Source organism: Hyalangium ruber, assembly GCF_034259325.1.
GTDB lineage: Bacteria > Myxococcota > Myxococcia > Myxococcales > Myxococcaceae > Hyalangium_A > Hyalangium_A rubrum.
Genome location: NZ_JAXIVS010000001.1, coordinates 608,863 through 624,577 on the forward strand (window position 1 = coordinate 608,863; position 15,715 = coordinate 624,577).

14 protein-coding genes are annotated in these 15,715 nt (G+C 67.7%); 8 read left to right on the forward strand and 6 right to left on the reverse strand.

What is annotated here, in order from left to right; all coding sequences use genetic code 11:
- Position 1 precedes the first annotated feature (1 nt).
- Positions 2-217 carry a hypothetical protein gene (locus SYV04_RS02535; RefSeq protein WP_321543951.1) on the reverse strand — a complete coding sequence of 72 codons (216 nt, stop codon included), beginning with the start codon at positions 215-217 and terminating at the stop codon, positions 2-4.
- Between the two features lie 314 nt (positions 218-531).
- Here SYV04_RS02535 and SYV04_RS02540 point away from each other — a divergent pair, with 314 nt between their 5' ends.
- The 8 genes from SYV04_RS02540 (at position 532) to SYV04_RS02575 (ending at position 8,891) form a co-directional block, all read left to right on the forward strand.
- Positions 532-1,332 carry a DUF3108 domain-containing protein gene (locus SYV04_RS02540; RefSeq protein WP_321543952.1) on the forward strand — a complete coding sequence of 267 codons (801 nt, stop codon included), beginning with the start codon at positions 532-534 and terminating at the stop codon, positions 1,330-1,332.
- A gap of 18 nt (positions 1,333-1,350) precedes the next feature.
- On the forward strand, positions 1,351-3,015 hold the full coding sequence (locus SYV04_RS02545; protein WP_321543953.1) for a DUF4091 domain-containing protein: 1,665 nt from the start codon (positions 1,351-1,353) through the stop codon (positions 3,013-3,015).
- A 31-nt stretch (positions 3,016-3,046) separates the two neighbouring features.
- On the forward strand, positions 3,047-3,922 hold the full coding sequence (locus tag SYV04_RS02550) for a DUF3108 domain-containing protein (protein ID WP_321543954.1): 876 nt from the start codon (positions 3,047-3,049) through the stop codon (positions 3,920-3,922).
- A 118-nt stretch (positions 3,923-4,040) separates the two neighbouring features.
- Positions 4,041-5,363: a hypothetical protein gene (locus SYV04_RS02555; protein WP_321543955.1), complete on the forward strand. Its 1,323-nt coding sequence runs from the start codon at positions 4,041-4,043 to the stop codon at positions 5,361-5,363.
- Between the two features lie 12 nt (positions 5,364-5,375).
- The gene (locus SYV04_RS02560; RefSeq protein ID WP_321543956.1) at positions 5,376-6,461 is read left to right on the forward strand and encodes an imelysin family protein; all 1,086 of its coding nucleotides are present in this window, start codon (positions 5,376-5,378) and stop codon (positions 6,459-6,461) included.
- A gap of 19 nt (positions 6,462-6,480) precedes the next feature.
- On the forward strand, positions 6,481-7,803 hold the full coding sequence (locus SYV04_RS02565) for a di-heme oxidoreductase family protein (protein WP_321543957.1): 1,323 nt from the start codon (positions 6,481-6,483) through the stop codon (positions 7,801-7,803).
- Positions 7,804-7,917: 114 nt separating this feature from the next.
- Positions 7,918-8,172, forward strand: a complete 255-nt coding sequence (locus tag SYV04_RS02570) for a hypothetical protein (RefSeq protein ID WP_321543958.1) — start codon at positions 7,918-7,920, stop codon at positions 8,170-8,172.
- Entirely contained in the window at positions 8,169-8,891 is a 723-nt protein-coding gene (locus SYV04_RS02575) for a biliverdin-producing heme oxygenase (RefSeq protein ID WP_321543959.1), read from the forward strand. The genes SYV04_RS02570 and SYV04_RS02575 overlap by 4 nt, the downstream gene beginning before the upstream one ends.
- Before the next feature lie 2 nt (positions 8,892-8,893).
- Here the strand turns inward: SYV04_RS02575 and SYV04_RS02580 are convergent, their stop codons facing one another.
- From SYV04_RS02580 to uvrB, 5 genes are all read right to left on the reverse strand, one after another.
- A complete protein-coding gene (locus SYV04_RS02580; RefSeq protein WP_321543960.1) occupies positions 8,894-9,250 on the reverse strand; it encodes a hypothetical protein in 357 nt (118 codons plus the stop codon).
- A 65-nt stretch (positions 9,251-9,315) separates the two neighbouring features.
- Positions 9,316-10,935: an elastin gene (locus SYV04_RS02585; protein ID WP_321543961.1), complete on the reverse strand. Its 1,620-nt coding sequence runs from the start codon at positions 10,933-10,935 to the stop codon at positions 9,316-9,318.
- Between the two features lie 54 nt (positions 10,936-10,989).
- Entirely contained in the window at positions 10,990-11,508 is a 519-nt protein-coding gene (locus SYV04_RS02590; protein WP_321543962.1) for a DUF507 family protein, read from the reverse strand.
- 140 nt (positions 11,509-11,648) lie between these two features.
- Complete coding sequence (gene uvrC / locus SYV04_RS02595) at positions 11,649-13,589, reverse strand: excinuclease ABC subunit UvrC (RefSeq protein ID WP_321543963.1); 1,941 nt, start codon at positions 13,587-13,589, stop codon at positions 11,649-11,651.
- Between the two features lie 8 nt (positions 13,590-13,597).
- Positions 13,598-15,697 (reverse strand): excinuclease ABC subunit UvrB, encoded by a 2,100-nt coding sequence (gene uvrB, locus SYV04_RS02600; protein WP_321543964.1) that lies wholly within the window; start codon positions 15,695-15,697, stop codon positions 13,598-13,600.
- Between the last annotated feature and the right edge of the window lie 18 nt (positions 15,698-15,715).

Consider the following 15,715-nt stretch of genomic DNA (forward strand, 5'->3'; position numbering starts at 1 on the left):
GTTAGACTTCCTTGAACTTGAGCCGGCCGTTCTCGTTGACCTTCACCTGGTACTCGTTGCCGCAGTAGTTGCAGCGGACCTCCGAGCCATCGACGATCGGATCATCGGTGGGGTTGTTGGCCTCGCAGCCCGGGCAGTCGAACTCCTTGATGGCCTTGCCGCCACCCTTGCCCTTCTTGCTGCCCTTGTCCTCATCGTCCATATCGAAGTTGTCCATGACCGGGCTCTCCTCGACTTGAGCGGCGGCGCATCGGGCGCCGTGGCGCTCCGAGGCTAGCAGTGCCGTTCCCGACCCGCGCTCTCATTCGCTTCCCCGAAACACCTGGGTCCCAGGGACCAGGCAGGCAGGGGCCCGCCTCTACTACCTGCTCCCACCTTTGAGAGGGGCTGGGGTTGAATGCTGGGGGACAGACCCCGTCCAGGGAATGTCACGCCGGTGGGAAGTGATTGGGTGAGGCGGTTGCGGACCCAGGCGTGCTGCCTACATTGCCCTGCCGCGGACGCGGGAGGGTGGGACCCGAGGGAACACACATGCAGAAGCGGTTCAAGGGTGCGTTCGTGGGACTGCTGTCCGGAATGATGCTGTCCGGTGCGGCCCTGGCCCAGGAAGCGAACAAGGCGTTCGGGCCCGGTGAGCAGTCGCTCTACCGCGTCCAGTACCTGGGAGTGACCGCGGGCACGGCGCAGATCACCGTCGGCGCGCCGATGAAGCAGTGGGGCCAGCAGGTGTGGCCCATCGTCTCCCTGGCCAAGTCGGACCCGTCCCTCAACGTGTGGCCCATCAAGGACAAGTTCGTGTCCTACTGGCACTCGGACACCCAGCGCTCGCTGGGCAGTGACTTCTTCGCGGACGAGAACAACAAGCGGCGCCGCCAGCGCATCAAGGTCGAGGGCGACGGCAGCTCTGCTCACGTCGTGCGGCAGAAGGAGGGCGCGGCCCCCAGCGAGGCCACGCACCAACTGCCTCCGGGCACCATGGATCTGGCGGCCGCCACGTTCGCGCTGCGCAACCGGGGGCTCGTCGAGGGCCAGGAGTACAGCTACCCGGTGTTCACCGGCTCGCGCAGCTTCATCATGCGCGCGAAAGTGGAGGGCAAGCAGAAGCTGAAGACGCCGCTCGGCGAGAAGGAAGTGTTCCGGCTGAAGCTGCAGACGGACTTCTCCGAGAAGCTGAAGACCCAGCGCGACATCACCGCGTACTTCACGACGGACCCGAGCCACGTGCCGGTGCGCGTGGAGGCGGACTTCGTGCTGGGCTCCATCGTGGCGGATCTCATCGAGTACAAGCAGGGGCGCCTCGTGGCGTTGAGCCAGGCGGGCGTGGACAACTGAGCCGAGAAAGGCGGGGGCATGGGAGCAGGTTGGGCGTGGGTGCTCACGACGGTGCTGGCCGCATCGCCGGAGCCGAAGGTGGTGTCACCGCTGGTGAAGGTCAGACCGGGCGTCGCGGTGCAGGGTGCCGCCGAGGCCCGGCTGAGCATGGCCCGAGGAGAGTGTGAGGCCGCGCAGGTGGTCCTCCCGGGGAATATCGAGCGCGTCACGGCACAGCCGCTGGCGCTCAAGGGCCCGGGCTCGACGCTGACCGCCTCGCTCTGGCGCGAGGCCTTCCTCAAGGTCACGACGCCGTCCAACAGCCAGGGTCAGCCAGGTCCCTGGCCGGACGCGCTGGTCCCAGTGGAGACACCGGGAGAGCGCTCGCTGCCCGCGGTGCTCTATGTGGAGGTGTGCGCGCCCGCCGAGCAGGAGCCCGGGACGTACCGCGGCGAGCTGCAAGTGAAGGCGGATGCCAAGGCGGTGGCGCCCGTCCCCTTCACGGTGGAGGTACAGCCGTTCACGCTGCCGGCGACGGCCTCGCTGCCGACGAGCTTCGGCATCTCGCTCTACAGCGTCTCGCGCGGACACGGACTGTCCCCGGAGTCGCCGGAGGCACGCTCGCTGCTGCGCACCTATGCGCGGACGCTGCTGGAGCACCGCGTCAGCGCGCACGGCATGAGCATGGCCGGGCCGCCGGTGCGCTTCGAGAAGGGCCGCGCGGTGGTGGACTTCCGCTCGTACGAGGAGGAGATGGCGCCCTTCTTCGAGGGTGGGCTGCTGCCCTCCGGCGCCCGCTTCACCACCGCCGAGGTTCGCGACAACCGGCAGGCGCGCACCGACGCGGAGAAGGTGGCGTACTTCCGCGCCTTCGCCGACTACTTCCGGAGCAAAGGCTGGTCCGCGCAGCTCTTCTTCTACGCGAAGGACGAGCCGAAGCCGGAGGACGTGCCCCTGGTGCGCGCCCAGTCCGCGCGGGCCCGCGCGGCCGGCAACATCCCCGTGCTGGTCACCGCGCCGCTGGATGATGCCCTGCGTGGAAGCGCGGACATCCTCACGCCCACGCTCAACTGCTTCTTCCCACGTTCGGGGCCGGAGACGTGCCGCCGGGTGATGCCCATCTCCAAGCTGCGCACGCAGCTCCCTCCGGGTTCCAAGGTGTGGTGGTACCAGAGCTGCAACTCGCACGGCTGCAACGGCGGGCCCATCGCGGACGCCTCGGCGGAGCGTGCCTATACCGGCTGGGCCTCTTACATGGTGGACCACCCGGCGACGCTCAACCGGGCCATGGGGCCCCTGGCCTTCCTGTCCGGTGTGGATGGCGAGCTCTATTTCGACACCGTCTTCGCCTACAACACGAAGGATCCGTGGAAGGACATCTTCGAGTTCGGAGGCAATGGCGACGGCACCCTCTTCTACCCGGGGACGCCCTCTCGGCTGGGCACGAAGGAGCACCAGCCCGTGGTGTCACTGCGGCTCAAGCACATCCGCGACGGACTGGAGGACTATGAGTACCTTCACCTCCTGGCGAAGCTGGGGGACCCACAAGGCGCCCAGGCGCTCGCGCGCAGGCTCGCCCGTTCGGGATATGAGATCGAACAAGATGTCGAAAAGTGGGAGCAGGTCCGCAAGGACATGACCACCCGCCTGCGTCAGCGCTGGGAGAATTCCGAATATGCGAAGCGCCCTGGCGTCCGACCGTGAAACCCGCCTCCCCGCCTCTCCTGGAAGAAGGATGACCTCCATGCGCTCCATTCTCGCGGCCAGCCTCGTCCTCCTCGCCACCGCGGCCCAGGCCCAGGTGCCCGAGGGCGACGTACAGGACACCACGCCGCCCGCCACGCCCGCGGAGAACGTGCCGCTGTGCCCCAACCCGCTGCCTCAGCTGCGCACGCCCATCGCCTTCATGCCGGGCGAGCTGCTCGAGTTCGACCTGGACGCCCTGGGCGCGCAGGCGGGGAAGATGACCATGAAGGTGCAGCGGCCCGAGAACGGCTCGCTGCCCGTGGAGATCGAAGCCAAGACCAACACCTTCTTCTCCAAGGTACGGCGGGTGAATGGTTTGGCGGTGAGCTACCTGCACCCGCGGACGCTGAGGCCCTCGCGCTACACCGAGGACGCCACCGAGAACGAGGTGCGCCGCAAGGTGGAGGTGGCCTTCGGCGCCAAGGACCGCTCCGTGAAGGTGGACTACGTCATCGGCAAGAAGTCGGGCCGCTACGACTACACCTATGACAAGGACGGCCTGGACGTGGCCGGCGCCATCTACCTGCTGCGCCAGCTGCCCATGAAGGAGGGCCTGACCGTGTGCTTCGACGTGGTCGGCATCCGCCGCCTCTGGCGAATGACGGGCACGGTAATGAAGCGGGAGCATGTGTCGCTGCCCATCGGCGAGTTCGACGCCTGGTACCTGACCGGCACCGCGGTGCGCACCGACAAGCCCACGGTGAAGCGCGAGGTCCACGTGTGGATCTCCGACGACGCGCGCCGCCTGCCGCTGGTGGCCGTGGGTACCATCGACCTGGGTGCCGTGCGCGCCACCCTCACCTCCTATTCTCGCCCCGGCGAGAAGACCCAGCGCGCCCAGGGCAAGGAAGACCTCAAGTGGTAGCCAGCGGCCGCGCCTGAGCAGGCGATCCCACTCCCCCTGCACGGGGGAGTTTTTTTGGTGCTCAAATTGATACTGGTTTGCAAAATCATTTGCAAACCAGTAGGGTGCGCGCCGTTCGATGCGCTCCCCCTCCCTGTTCCTGTCCTTGCTGTGTGCCACCGCCCTGCTCACCGCGCCCGCCGCTCGGGCTGACGACAAGGACGAGGAGAAGGCCGAGAAGAAGCGCCCGGAGATCAACTTCGAGTTCGGCGGGTACGCCGACCTGCAGTTCGCCTTCTACAACCACGGCGAGAACCAGAACCGCGAGGGTGGCGCGCAGCGGGATGCGCGGGTGACTTTCGACACGACGCGGCTGGTGCTGGAGCTGGAGGGCTCCATGCCCGAGTACGGGCTGGAGGCCGAGGTGGAGGTCGAGTTCGAGCACGGAGGCACCGGCGCCTCGATGGAGCTCGAATACGAGGAGTTCGGCGAGTTCGAGCAGGAGGTGGAGAAGGGCGGCGAGGTGCGGGTGGAAGAGCTCTACCTGAAGAAGGAGTTCGGGGAGCGCTTCTCGCTGTCGATCGGTCGCTTCTACGTGGCGACGGGGCTGCTGAGCGCGTTCTCCCGGCCCACCGACTACCTGGGGACGATCCGCGCCGAATCGGAGACGCTCATCATCCCCAACACCTGGGATGAGATGGGGGTGCAGGGTCGGGCGTCGCTGGGCAGCGTGCAGCTGACGGCGCAGGTGATCAACGGGCTGGACTCCACCGCCTTCAACTCACAGCGATGGGTGGCCGAGGGGCACCAGACCCGCTTCGAGCTGGTGCGCGCCAGGGATCTGGCGATGGTGCTCCGGGCGGATGTCACGAGCTTCGAGGGAGTGGTGTTCGGTGCCTCCGGCTATTACGGGGACACGACCCGCAACCGGCCCAAGCCGGACCTGGTGAAGGCGTGCGAAGCGTCGAATGACCGGGTGGTGGCCCCGTGCGGCTACATCTCCGCGCCGCTGCTGCTGCTGGACGCGCACCTGTCGGCGCAGCGAGGCCCGTGGCGCGCCAAGGCGCTGGCCATGTGGGGCTACCTCCAGAACGCGGATGACATCTCCGCGCGCAACGCCCGCCTGTCCAACTTCCTGAACGTGACTCGCACCCCGGTAGCCGAGCACGCCCTGGCGGCGTGGGCAGAGCTGGGCTTCAACGTCTCCTCCTCCGTGGGGCTGAGCACGGACCACCGGCTCGAGCCCTACGTGCGCTTCGACTACGCGGACTCGGTGCTCAACCCGCGCACCGAACTCTTCGACAACCCACGCTTCGCCCGCGCCATCTACACGGTGGGCACCTCTTACACGCTGGCGGGCGTGGCCTACTCGAAGCTCGACTTCAGCCACCGCCGCCTCGGCGACTCCTCTCGCTTCCGGCCGGAAAACACCGTCCGGCTCTCCACCGGCTTCTCCTACTGAAGGAAAATCCTGATGCACCTGCCCTCTACTTCGCTCCGTACCCTCGTCCTCGCCGCGGCGCTCGCGCTCACCTCCTGCGGCTCCGATGACGAGGGCACCACCGAGTCCTCGTTCGACAAGGAGATCATCGTCCACTTCGCCGATGACGTGGTCGTCCCCACGTACCAGCAGCTCGCCACGCGGCTGAACACGCTGGACGTCGCGGTGCAGGCACTCGCGAACGGGCCGACCGCCGCCCGGCTCACCGCGGCGCAGGACGCATGGATCGCCGCGCGCGAGCCGTGGGAGCAGAGCGAGGGCTTTCTCTTCGGGCCGGTGGATTCCTTCGGCTACGATCCGGCCCTGGACAGCTGGCCGCTGAACCGCTCGGACCTGGACGCGGTGCTGGCGAGCAATGACAACTTCACGCCGGCGTACGTCGCCAGCCTCCAGACGACCCAGAAGGGCTTCCACACGGTGGAGTACCTCTTGTTCGGCGAGGGCCGCACCAAGCAGGTAGGGGACTTCAACGCGCGCCAGTTCGAGTACCTGAAGGCGATCTCCGCGGAGCTGAAGAGCGTGAGCACCGCACTGGCATCCGCCTGGACGCAGTCGGTGGACGGCCGTCCGCCGTACCGGGATGTGCTGACCACCGCGGGCCAGTCGACCAACACCGCCTACCCGTCCGTGGAGACGGCGGCCCAGGAGATGGTGGTCGGAATCATCAACATCCTCGATGAGGTCGCCAACGGGAAGATCGCCGATCCGTATGACGCGAAGGACCCGGAGCTCGTGGAGAGCCAGTTCGCCTACAACTCGCTCACCGACTTCACCAACAACATCCGCAGCGTGGAGAACGTCTACCTGGGCCATCTGCCCGGCGAGACGGCGCGCGGCCCCGCGCTCACGGACTTCGTCAAGGGCGAGGACGCCGCACTGGACACGCGCATCCGTCAGGAGCTGGCCGCCTCCATCGCGGCCCTGGCCGCCATTCCCCAGCCCTTCCGCAGCGCCATCACGAATCCCGATGCCAAGGAAGAGATCGAGGCCGCGCAGGAGGCCATCCGCAAGCTGCAGCAGACCTTCGAGGCGAACGTCAAGCCGCTCCTGACGCGCTAGAATGGTCCGGGGGGACACCATGCGACGGGCGCTCACGCTGTGGACGGTGCTGACACTGACTTGGGGCTGCGGTGAACCGGAGCCCCCTCCGCGCGCGGGGGGCGCCACCACCATCGATGACCGCACGTCGCTGGCCTATGCCCAACCGGCACCCAACCTCTCCGCCGAGAGCGCCCAACACCACCGCGCGGGGGATGCCGCCTTCGCGGCGGCGTTCGTCCCCTCCCCCTCCCCGGTGAACCCAGGACTGGGCCCACTCTACAACAACAACTCCTGCAACGCCTGCCACCTGCGCAACGGCCGGGGCATGCCCGTGATGGGCTCCGGCCCGCAGCGCACCCAGCTCCTCGTCCGCGTCAGCCTGCCCGAGGGTACGCCCAGCCACCTCAACGGCTCCGTGCCCGTGCCCGGGCTGGGAACCCAGGTGGCGGATCAGGCCATCTACGGTTCCACGCCCGAGGCCTCGGTCACCCTGGATTGGGTCGAGACCGAGAGCGCGTATGGCGATGGAACGCTCTACCGGCTCCGCAGCCCTCGCGTCACCATCGTCCCCAGCGATGGCTCGGCGCTCCCCCCGGGGATGCTGACCTCGCTGCGCCTGCCGCCCCCCGTCTTCGGACTGGGCCTGCTCGAAGCGGTCGAGGCCTCCACCCTGCACTCCCTGGCCGACCCAGGGGATCGCGATGGGGACGGAATCTCCGGCCGCATCAACGAGGTCTGGGATGTTCAAGCCGGCGCACTGGCTCCGGGGCGCTTCGGGCAGAAGGCCAACAGCCCCAACCTGCTCCAGCAGTCGGCCGAGGCCTACTTCAACGACATGGGCTTGACGACGCCCCTCTTCCCCGAGGCGAACGGCACCCACGAGGTGTCTCACGACACGCTGGAGGCCGCGGCCTTCTACGCGCAGACCCTTGGCGTGCCGGCCCGCGCCGCGCTCGATGACGCGGAGGTCCAGAAAGGAGAGGACCTCTTCCGCTCGCTGGGCTGCGAGAGCTGCCACCGCGAGACGCTGGAGACGGGCGATCACCCGCTCATGGAGCTGAGCCAGCAGCTCATCCACCCCTATACGGATCTCCTGCTGCATGACATGGGGCCCGGACTCGCGGACGGACGGCCGGATGGGGCCGCCAGTGGGACCGAGTGGCGCACGGCGCCGCTGTGGGGCCTGGGACTGACGCAGACCGTGCTGCCCTACGCGGGCTACCTGCACGATGGCCGGGCCCGAACGCTCGAGGAGGCCATCATCTGGCACGGCGGCGAGGCCGAACGCGCCAAAGAGCGCTTCCGGACCCTCTCGGCCTCGGAGCGCGCCGCGCTGGTCCGCTTCCTCCACTCCCTCTGAACACTCCAGGGCGGGCGCCGGGCCGCTCCGGCTTGACCCGCCTCGCTTCTTCCTGCATCCTTATTTTGAAATTGGTTATCAGAATCAAATTCATAGCAATTCAAAGGAGCCGCCATGACACCCACCCCCTGCCAACGTACGGTTCTCGCCAGCAGCCCCTCCTCGGAAGTGACGCGCTGCAGTTGTGGCCACATCCACCTGAGCGTCGGGCCGGTGACGATCCGCATGGATGAGGACATGCTGCACGCGGCCTGGCACACGCTGGGAGACGCGCTGCGATCGCTGGCCAGCCTCCCCACCCCGAGCACCAGCGAGGTGGCGCACCCGGCGGCGGCGGGGCGGCGGGCGCCCGGGGAGTGGGAGCAATGAGCGGCCGGGGGCACGTCCAGAGCCTGGGGCCGCTCCGGCTGACGGAGCTGCTCCAGCGCACCACCCAGGAGGAGACTCGAGCGGCGGCGGGCTCGCGTTTCGCTCGGCGCCTCTCCCTGGGACGGGTGGACCGGGACGGCTACGTGCGGCTCTTGTCCTGCCTCCAGTCCCTCTACGCGGAGCTGGAGTGGTCCCTCGAGTGGAACCACCGCCACCCATCGGTGTCCCCCTTCTGCCTGCCCGAGATGTGGCGCAACGAGCTGCTGCAGGATGATCTGCGCACCCTGCTCGGCCCCTCCTGGTACGAACGCGCCCCCCGGCAGAGCGCCATGCCATGGGTGGACCGGCTCGGCCTGCTGTGTGACGCGGCGCCCGAGTTGCTCGCCGCCCACGCCTGGGCGCTCTACGTCCTGGACATCCCCGGTGCGGCGGCGGCCGGCGCGGAGGTGGCGCGAGGCCTCGGGCTGCGCGGCGGCGCGGGCACTGTCTTCCTCCGCCACATCTCCGGCCTCGAGGGAACGGTGGGTCGGGTGCGCATCCTCGACGCGCTCGATCGCTTGTCGTTGGATACCACCACCCGCAGCGCGCTCCTGGGAGAGGCGCGAGTCGCCACGGGGATGCTCCGTGAACTCCTCGCGGCGCTGGATCGGCCTCGACTGCTCACCCTCAGCTCGCGCGAGGACACCACGGGCGGCGCGATGTTGGACGCGTCCGTGTGAGACTAACCGCGGCGGAGCATGCCGGCGGCCTGTGACAGCCGCCGTCGCACCTGCGTCAACACGCTGACCAGGGCATCCAGCCGCTGGAGCACGAGCTGCTCATCGCTCACGGCCAACAGCGTGAAGGGCGCGGGCTTCTCCACGCGCAGGGCGTCGATGACATCCGCGAAGTGACACTCCAGGTCGCCCATCGCATCGAGCCCCTCCCGGAGATCATCCTCCAGCAGATCCACGAGGACCGCTGCGTCTGTACGTTCCGGCAGTGCCCGCGCCAGGTTCTCCATCGCCTCGCGCAGCGGATCTTCACCCGCGTGGCGCGGCGTCGCGGGAACGGCGAAGGCGGCAACGGACGTCGACATGCACAGGAAGCTACAGGCCCGTAGCGAAGGGTCAATTTTTCGCCCGGGCCTGGGAGCTACCCACTTCAGATGGACGGCGGGACACCCGCGCTGCCTGGCGGTGTCACGGCGGTGCCCGCAGGAACTCCCGCGCTAGGAGCCACGGGCGTAGCGGTGGTCGCCCCCGGCGTCGCGTTGACGGGAGCCGGCGTGCCGATCAGCGCGGGCGCGGGCGCGGCGTTGAGGGGTGCGGGCGTCCCGAGCAGCGGTGGCGCGGGCGCGGCGGTGAGCGGCGCGGGCGAGCCCAGCAGCGCCGACGTGGGCGTCGTCGGATCCGAGCCCAGCGGCGGCACGGTGGCGATGAGGCCCGGGCTCATCTGCGGCGTACCCGCGAAAGCACTGAAGTTCGGCGGGGAGATCGGCACCACGGAGAAGGACCCCTGTGCCGACACGCGAGGGACGGACGTCCCCAGCGCCACGCCGGCCTCGGCGGGGCCTCCCGGTGGCGGAGCTCCCGGAGGGATGGGCGTCTGCTCGGCCTGCACCGAACCCGGAGCCGGAGTCCCCGGCATGAGGCCCGAGATGTTGGCGGCAGGCGTGGGCGCGCCGATGGTCGGGAAGGTGCCGCTGATCGTATCGGGCGTCACCGCCCCCGGCCCCACCGTCACCGAGCTGCCCACGGCACCGGCAATCGTCGTATTGGAAACACCCGGCGTACCGGTGGTCACCGTTCCCGCCAGAGGCTCCGTCGGCCTCAAGACCACCCCAGGCACGACGAGCGGGTCCGGCGAGGCAGGCCCGCTGAGCAGCCCCGGGCTCACCGGGGTGACCGGCCCACCCGGCAACCCCGTCACGGCCGGCGCCGAGGCATCGAAGCCACTGCCGCCCACCGCGTCTCCAGGACGTGCGGGAGGCGACAACGGAGTGCCCCCCGTGATGGCGCCCCCCACTGACGCCGTGCGGCGAGCATCCACCGCCTCCAGCTGCTCGCTGGGCACCGAGGCCACGGCCTTCACGGGCTGATCGGCGAGGGAGATCTCCACATCGTCGAAGGAGAACTGGATGAACCCCCGAGGCTCGACGCTCAGCGGCAGGTTCCACACGAGCACCTGCAACTCCGTGTCGCCCGCGCGAGCCTGAGGAAGCGGCAGGTGGGTGTCATCGTCGGCCTGGGCCCCATGGGACAGCGCGGAAACGTGGATGACCGCCGAGTCCGTGATCACCTGCCCATTGAGCAGCACGCGCCCCACGCCCCACACGGCCACCGCCGCATGGACCTGGGTCGCCGCCGGCCACCCCAGGCCGCTGAAGCCGTTCAGCTCCCGGTCAAGAATGACCCCACCCTCCACCGAATGACCGGGGCGAGGGAGCTGGCTGGCAGGCGCCGTGCCGCTGGCCTCAGTGGGGGGGAAGCCGGCCTGGGTGAGCTCGACCTGGTATTCGCTCGCGCCCAGACGGAAGCGGGCATCCAGGCGGGCCTTGTCTCCGTAGGTTGCCCCAGGCGCGACCAGCCGGTCCTCGGCGGTCAATGTCGCCGAGCCCACACCGCGCTCGTACTGGTTGGGGTACGGCACCGTCCCCTGGGCGAAGAAGCCCACCGAGGAACGCGTCCGGGCGCTGGCCTCGCGCCCTTCAAATGCAAAGTCTCCCGCCGCCGGAGCAGCCAGGAGACCCGCCACTACTACGCTCACCAGAGAACCCGCCATCGCTGCCTCCCTTCCACACAAGGTAGGCAGCGGGCTGACGGATGGCAGGCCCCGTTAGATCAGGCCCCGCGCGCGGCGAATCTGCTCGACCGTCTTGTTGTACTCGATGTCGAAGGCGCTGGTGCCCTCTTGCAGGTGCTTCAGGCGGGAGCGGGCCTCCTTGTCGATCTCGTCGTCCACATCGAGGTGCTTCTTCATCACCGTGTGGATCTTCGAGCGCAGGACGTTGTCCGGGGCGAAGACCTCTTCGACGTTCCGGCTGATCAGCAGGAACTCGATCATCTGGTTGATGACGTACTCGATGCCCTCGTCCCCCATCTTGAAGCCGCGAACGTCCGCCATCTCGCGCTTCACCTGGTTGAACTTGGAGTAGTCGTACCCGCGACGCTCCAGCGCCTCGCGCGTCGCCTGGTTCACACGCTCCTCATTCGCCAGGTACTCGCGCATGATCGCCGACAGGTCCATCTCGGCATCCGCCACCCGCATCGGCTCCACCTCGATATCCCCGTCCTGCATCAACATCTGGATGCACTCGCGCGAGATGATCGGGATCACCTTCGGATAGAGCCTCATGTGTCGCTCCCTCACCCTCTTTTGCGTGCCGTCGAACGCGATCGCTATAAAACAGCGTCGCGCCACGCCGCAATGAAAAACCCCTGGAACCTCATGGCTCCGGCGCACTTTTCGCACTGAATTTCCGAGCGAAAAATTAATCATGCCGAGCCGGCTGGCGACCCTCCTTCGGTGGATTTTTCATCGGAATCGGCGTCCGCGTCAGCCAACGACGCCTCGCGCACGGGGTCTGCTTCCTCCTCCTCGGGATGTCCATGGAGGGCGGCATGGACCCGCTCGGCCACCGAGGGACCGACCACTTCGGCCAGCTCCTCGATCGTCGCATCCTGCACACGTTTGAGTGATCCGAAGTGACGCAGCAACAGCCTGCGACGCGTCTGGCCAACACCCGGGATGTCCTCCAGGGCGGAACGGATCCGGCTCTTGCGCAGGTCCTTCGCCTGGTAGGTGATGGCGAAGCGGTGCGCCTCGTCCCGCATGCGGGTGAGCATGAAGATCTCCGCGGAGTTCTGCGGCAGGACGATGGGGTCCTTCCGACCCAGGACGAAAAGGCGTTCAGGGCTGCGGGCGCTCTCTTCGTCCCGGTCGAACACTTCCTGATCGCGGCTCTTGGCCAGGCCGACGACGTCCACCCCCTCCACGCCCAGGTCCTTCATGGCCGCGTGGGCGCTGGCGAGCTGGCCCTTGCCACCGTCGATGACCAACAGATCGGGCAGGTCCTTCTCCTCCAGGCCTCGTTTGAGCCGGCGGCTGAGCACCTCGTACATGCTGGCGAAGTCGTCCTGCTTCTCCAGGGTCTTGATCTTGTAGCGGCGGTAGCGCGACTTGTCCGTCTCACCGTCGGTGACGGCCACCTGTGAGGCGACGATGCTCGAGCCCTGGAAGTGCGAGATGTCGTAGCACTCCATGCGGCGCGGGAAGTTGCGCAGGTTGAGCTTCTGCTGGAGCCGGGAGAGCACCTGGTCCGTCTCGTCCTTGGTGCGCTTGCGCTCGATGAAGGCCTGCTCGGCGTTCTTGGCGGCCATGAGCACCAGCTCGTGCTTCTCGCCGCGCTTGGGCACCAGCACGCGCACCTTCTGGCCCTTGCGCTCGGACAGGAGCGACTCCAGGGCCTCGAGGCTCTCGGGCTCCAGCGGCAGCAGCACCTCCTCGGGCACGAAGCTGCCCTGGTCGTAATAGAGGTTCACGAAGGAGGGCAGCAGCTCCTCGTCGGGGAACTCCTGGCTGCCGAAGGGGAAGGCCTGTCCGCCGTTGAGCCGGCCCTGCCGCACCCAGAGGACGTAGAAGAGGATCCGGTCGCCCTCGCGGTGGAAGGCGAACACGTCCTGATCCTTGAAGTCGGTGGTGGCCACCTTCTGGCGCTCCAGGCTGCGCTCGATGGCCAGGAGCTGGTCGCGCAGGCGCGCGGCCTCCTCGAACTTCAGCTCGCCCGCCGCCCGCTTCATGCGGCCCTTGATGCCGTCCACCAGCTCGCCTGCCTTGCCCTCCAGGAACATCACCACCTCGTCCACGCTGCGGCGGTACTCCTCGGGAGCCACCGGGTAGACACAGGGCGCGGGGCAACGGCCGATCTGGTACAGCAGACAGGGCCGCTTGCGGTTGGCCAGCACGTGGTCCGTGCAGGTGCGCAGGTGGAAGTAGCGGTTGATCAACCGCAGCGTCTCGCGGATGGCGCCCGCGCTCGAGTACGGGCCGAAGTAGCGCGCTCCGTCCCGGTCGTACTTCCGCACCACCTCCAGCCGAGGGTACGGGTGGGTCTTGTCGAGCCTCAAGGAGATGAACTGCTTGTCGTCCTTGAGCAACACGTTGAAGCGCGGCTTGTGCTTCTTGATGAGCTCGTTCTCGAGGAGCAGCGCCTCCTTCTCGTTGTGGACGAGCACCGTCTCGATGTCGCCCAACATCGTGTCGAGCAGGGGGATGAAGAAGCGCGTGTCCCCGGTGCGATTGAAGTACGAGCGCACCCGGCTGCGCAGGTTCACGGCCTTGCCCACGTAGATGATCTGCCCCCGGCGGTCCTTCATCAGGTACACGCCGGGCTCGGTGGGCAGTGCGTCGAGCTTCTCTTGAAGCTTGGCGTCCATGGATGTGCCTAGCGCTTCCTGCGTCCCTTGGCCGGGTGGCCTCGCCGTCCCTTCATCGACTCGTCCTTGGCCTCGGCGGGCTTGATGGGAGCGGCCAGGAGCGTACGGCTGGGCGGCTTGAGACCCAGGTCCATGTCCTTGAGCAGGAGGATCCGGTCACGGAAGCTGGCGGCCTTCTCGAACTCCATCTCGTCGGCGGCCCGCTGCATGTCCTTGGTGAACTCCTCGATGAGGCGCTTGATCTCCTTGGGCTCGAGCAGATCGTTGGCGGCGTCGGCCGCCATGGGCAGGGCCGAGGGGTCGGCGTCGTAGAACTGCGCGGACAAGTCCAGGATCGCGCTCTTGACCGAGCGCGGAGTGATTCCGTGCTTCTGGTTGTAGCTGCGCTGGATCTCCCGGCGGCGGTTGGTCTCCTCGATGGCCAGCTTCATCGAGTCCGTCATCTGATCCGAATACATGATGACGTGGCCGTGGAGGTTTCGCGCCGCGCGTCCGATGGTCTGGATGAGCGACACGTGGCTGCGCAGGAAGCCCTCCTTGTCCGCGTCGAGGATGCCCACCAGCGACACCTCGGGGATGTCGAGGCCCTCGCGCAGCAGGTTGATGCCCACCAGCACGTCGAACACGCCCTTGCGCAGGTCCCGGATGATGGCCGTGCGCTCAATGGCGCCGATGTCCGAGTGCAGGTAACGCACCTTGACGCCCACGTCGGTGAAGTACTCGGTGAGGTCCTCCGCCATGCGCTTGGTGAGCGTCGTCACCAGCACGCGCTCCTTGCGCGAGATGCGGACACGGACCTCCTCCAGCAGGTCGTCCACCTGGTTGGCCGCGGGGCGCACCTCCACCTCCGGGTCCGTCAGGCCCGTGGGGCGGATGATCTGCTCCACCACCACGCCCCGGCTCTTCTGCAGCTCGTACTCGGCTGGGGTGGCGGAGACGAAGACGGACTGCTGCACCATCTCCTCGAACTCGTTGAACTTCAGCGGCCGGTTGTCCAGGGCGCTGGGCAGGCGGAAGCCGTACCCCACCAGCGTCTCCTTGCGCGAGCGGTCGCCGCGGTACATGGCGCCGATCTGGGGGATCGTCTGGTGGCTCTCATCGATGAGGATGAGCATGTTGCGCGGGAAATAGTCGATGAGGCACGGCGGCGGTTCGCCGGGCGCGCGACCCGAGAAGTGGCGCGAGTAGTTCTCGATGCCGTTGCAGAAGCCCACCTGCTCGATCATCTCGAGATCGAACATCGTGCGCTGCTCCAGCCGCTGAGCCTCCAACAGCTTGCCCTCGCTCCGGAAGAGCTGGAGCCGCTCGGACAGCTCGTCGCGGATGGTCTGCAGGGCCCGCTTCCGGGTGTCCACCTCGGTCACGTAGTGGCTGGCGGGGAAGACGACGATCTTCTCCAGCGACCCCAGGGTGACACCTCGCAGCGGGTCGAACTCGGTGATCTTCTCCACCTCGTCGCCGAAGAAGCTGACGCGTACGGCGCGCTCCTCCTCGTAGGCGGGGAAGATCTCCACCGTGTCGCCACGTGCGCGGAAGGTGCCGCGGTGGAAGTCGAAGTCGTTGCGCTCATACTGGGCCTCCACCAGCCGGCGCATCAGCGCATCGCGGCCCAAGTCCTCGCCCATGGCCACCTTGATGGCCATATCCACGTAGGAGCGCGCCGCACCCAGGCCGTAGATACAGGACACACTGGCCACGATGATGACGTCATCGCGCGTGCGCAGGCTGTGGGTGGCCGAGTGACGCATCCGCTCGATCTCGTCGTTGATGGACGAGTCCTTCTCGATGAAGGTGTCCGACGAGGGGACGTACGCCTCGGGCTGGTAATAGTCGTAGTACGAGACGAAGTACTCGACGGCGTTGTTCGGGAAGACCTCCTTGAACTCGCCATAGAGCTGGGCGGCCAGGGTCTTGTTGTGCGCGATGATGAGCGTGGGGCGCTGTACGTTGGCGATGACGTTCGCCATGGTGAAGGTCTTGCCCGACCCCGTGACGCCCAGCAGGGTCTGGTAGCGATCTCCGCGCAGAAGCCCCTCGGTCAGCTCGGCGATGGCGCGCGGCTGGTCTCCCTCGGGCTTGTGGTCACTGACGATCTGGAAGTCCGGCATGACCGGGTGATTTAACAC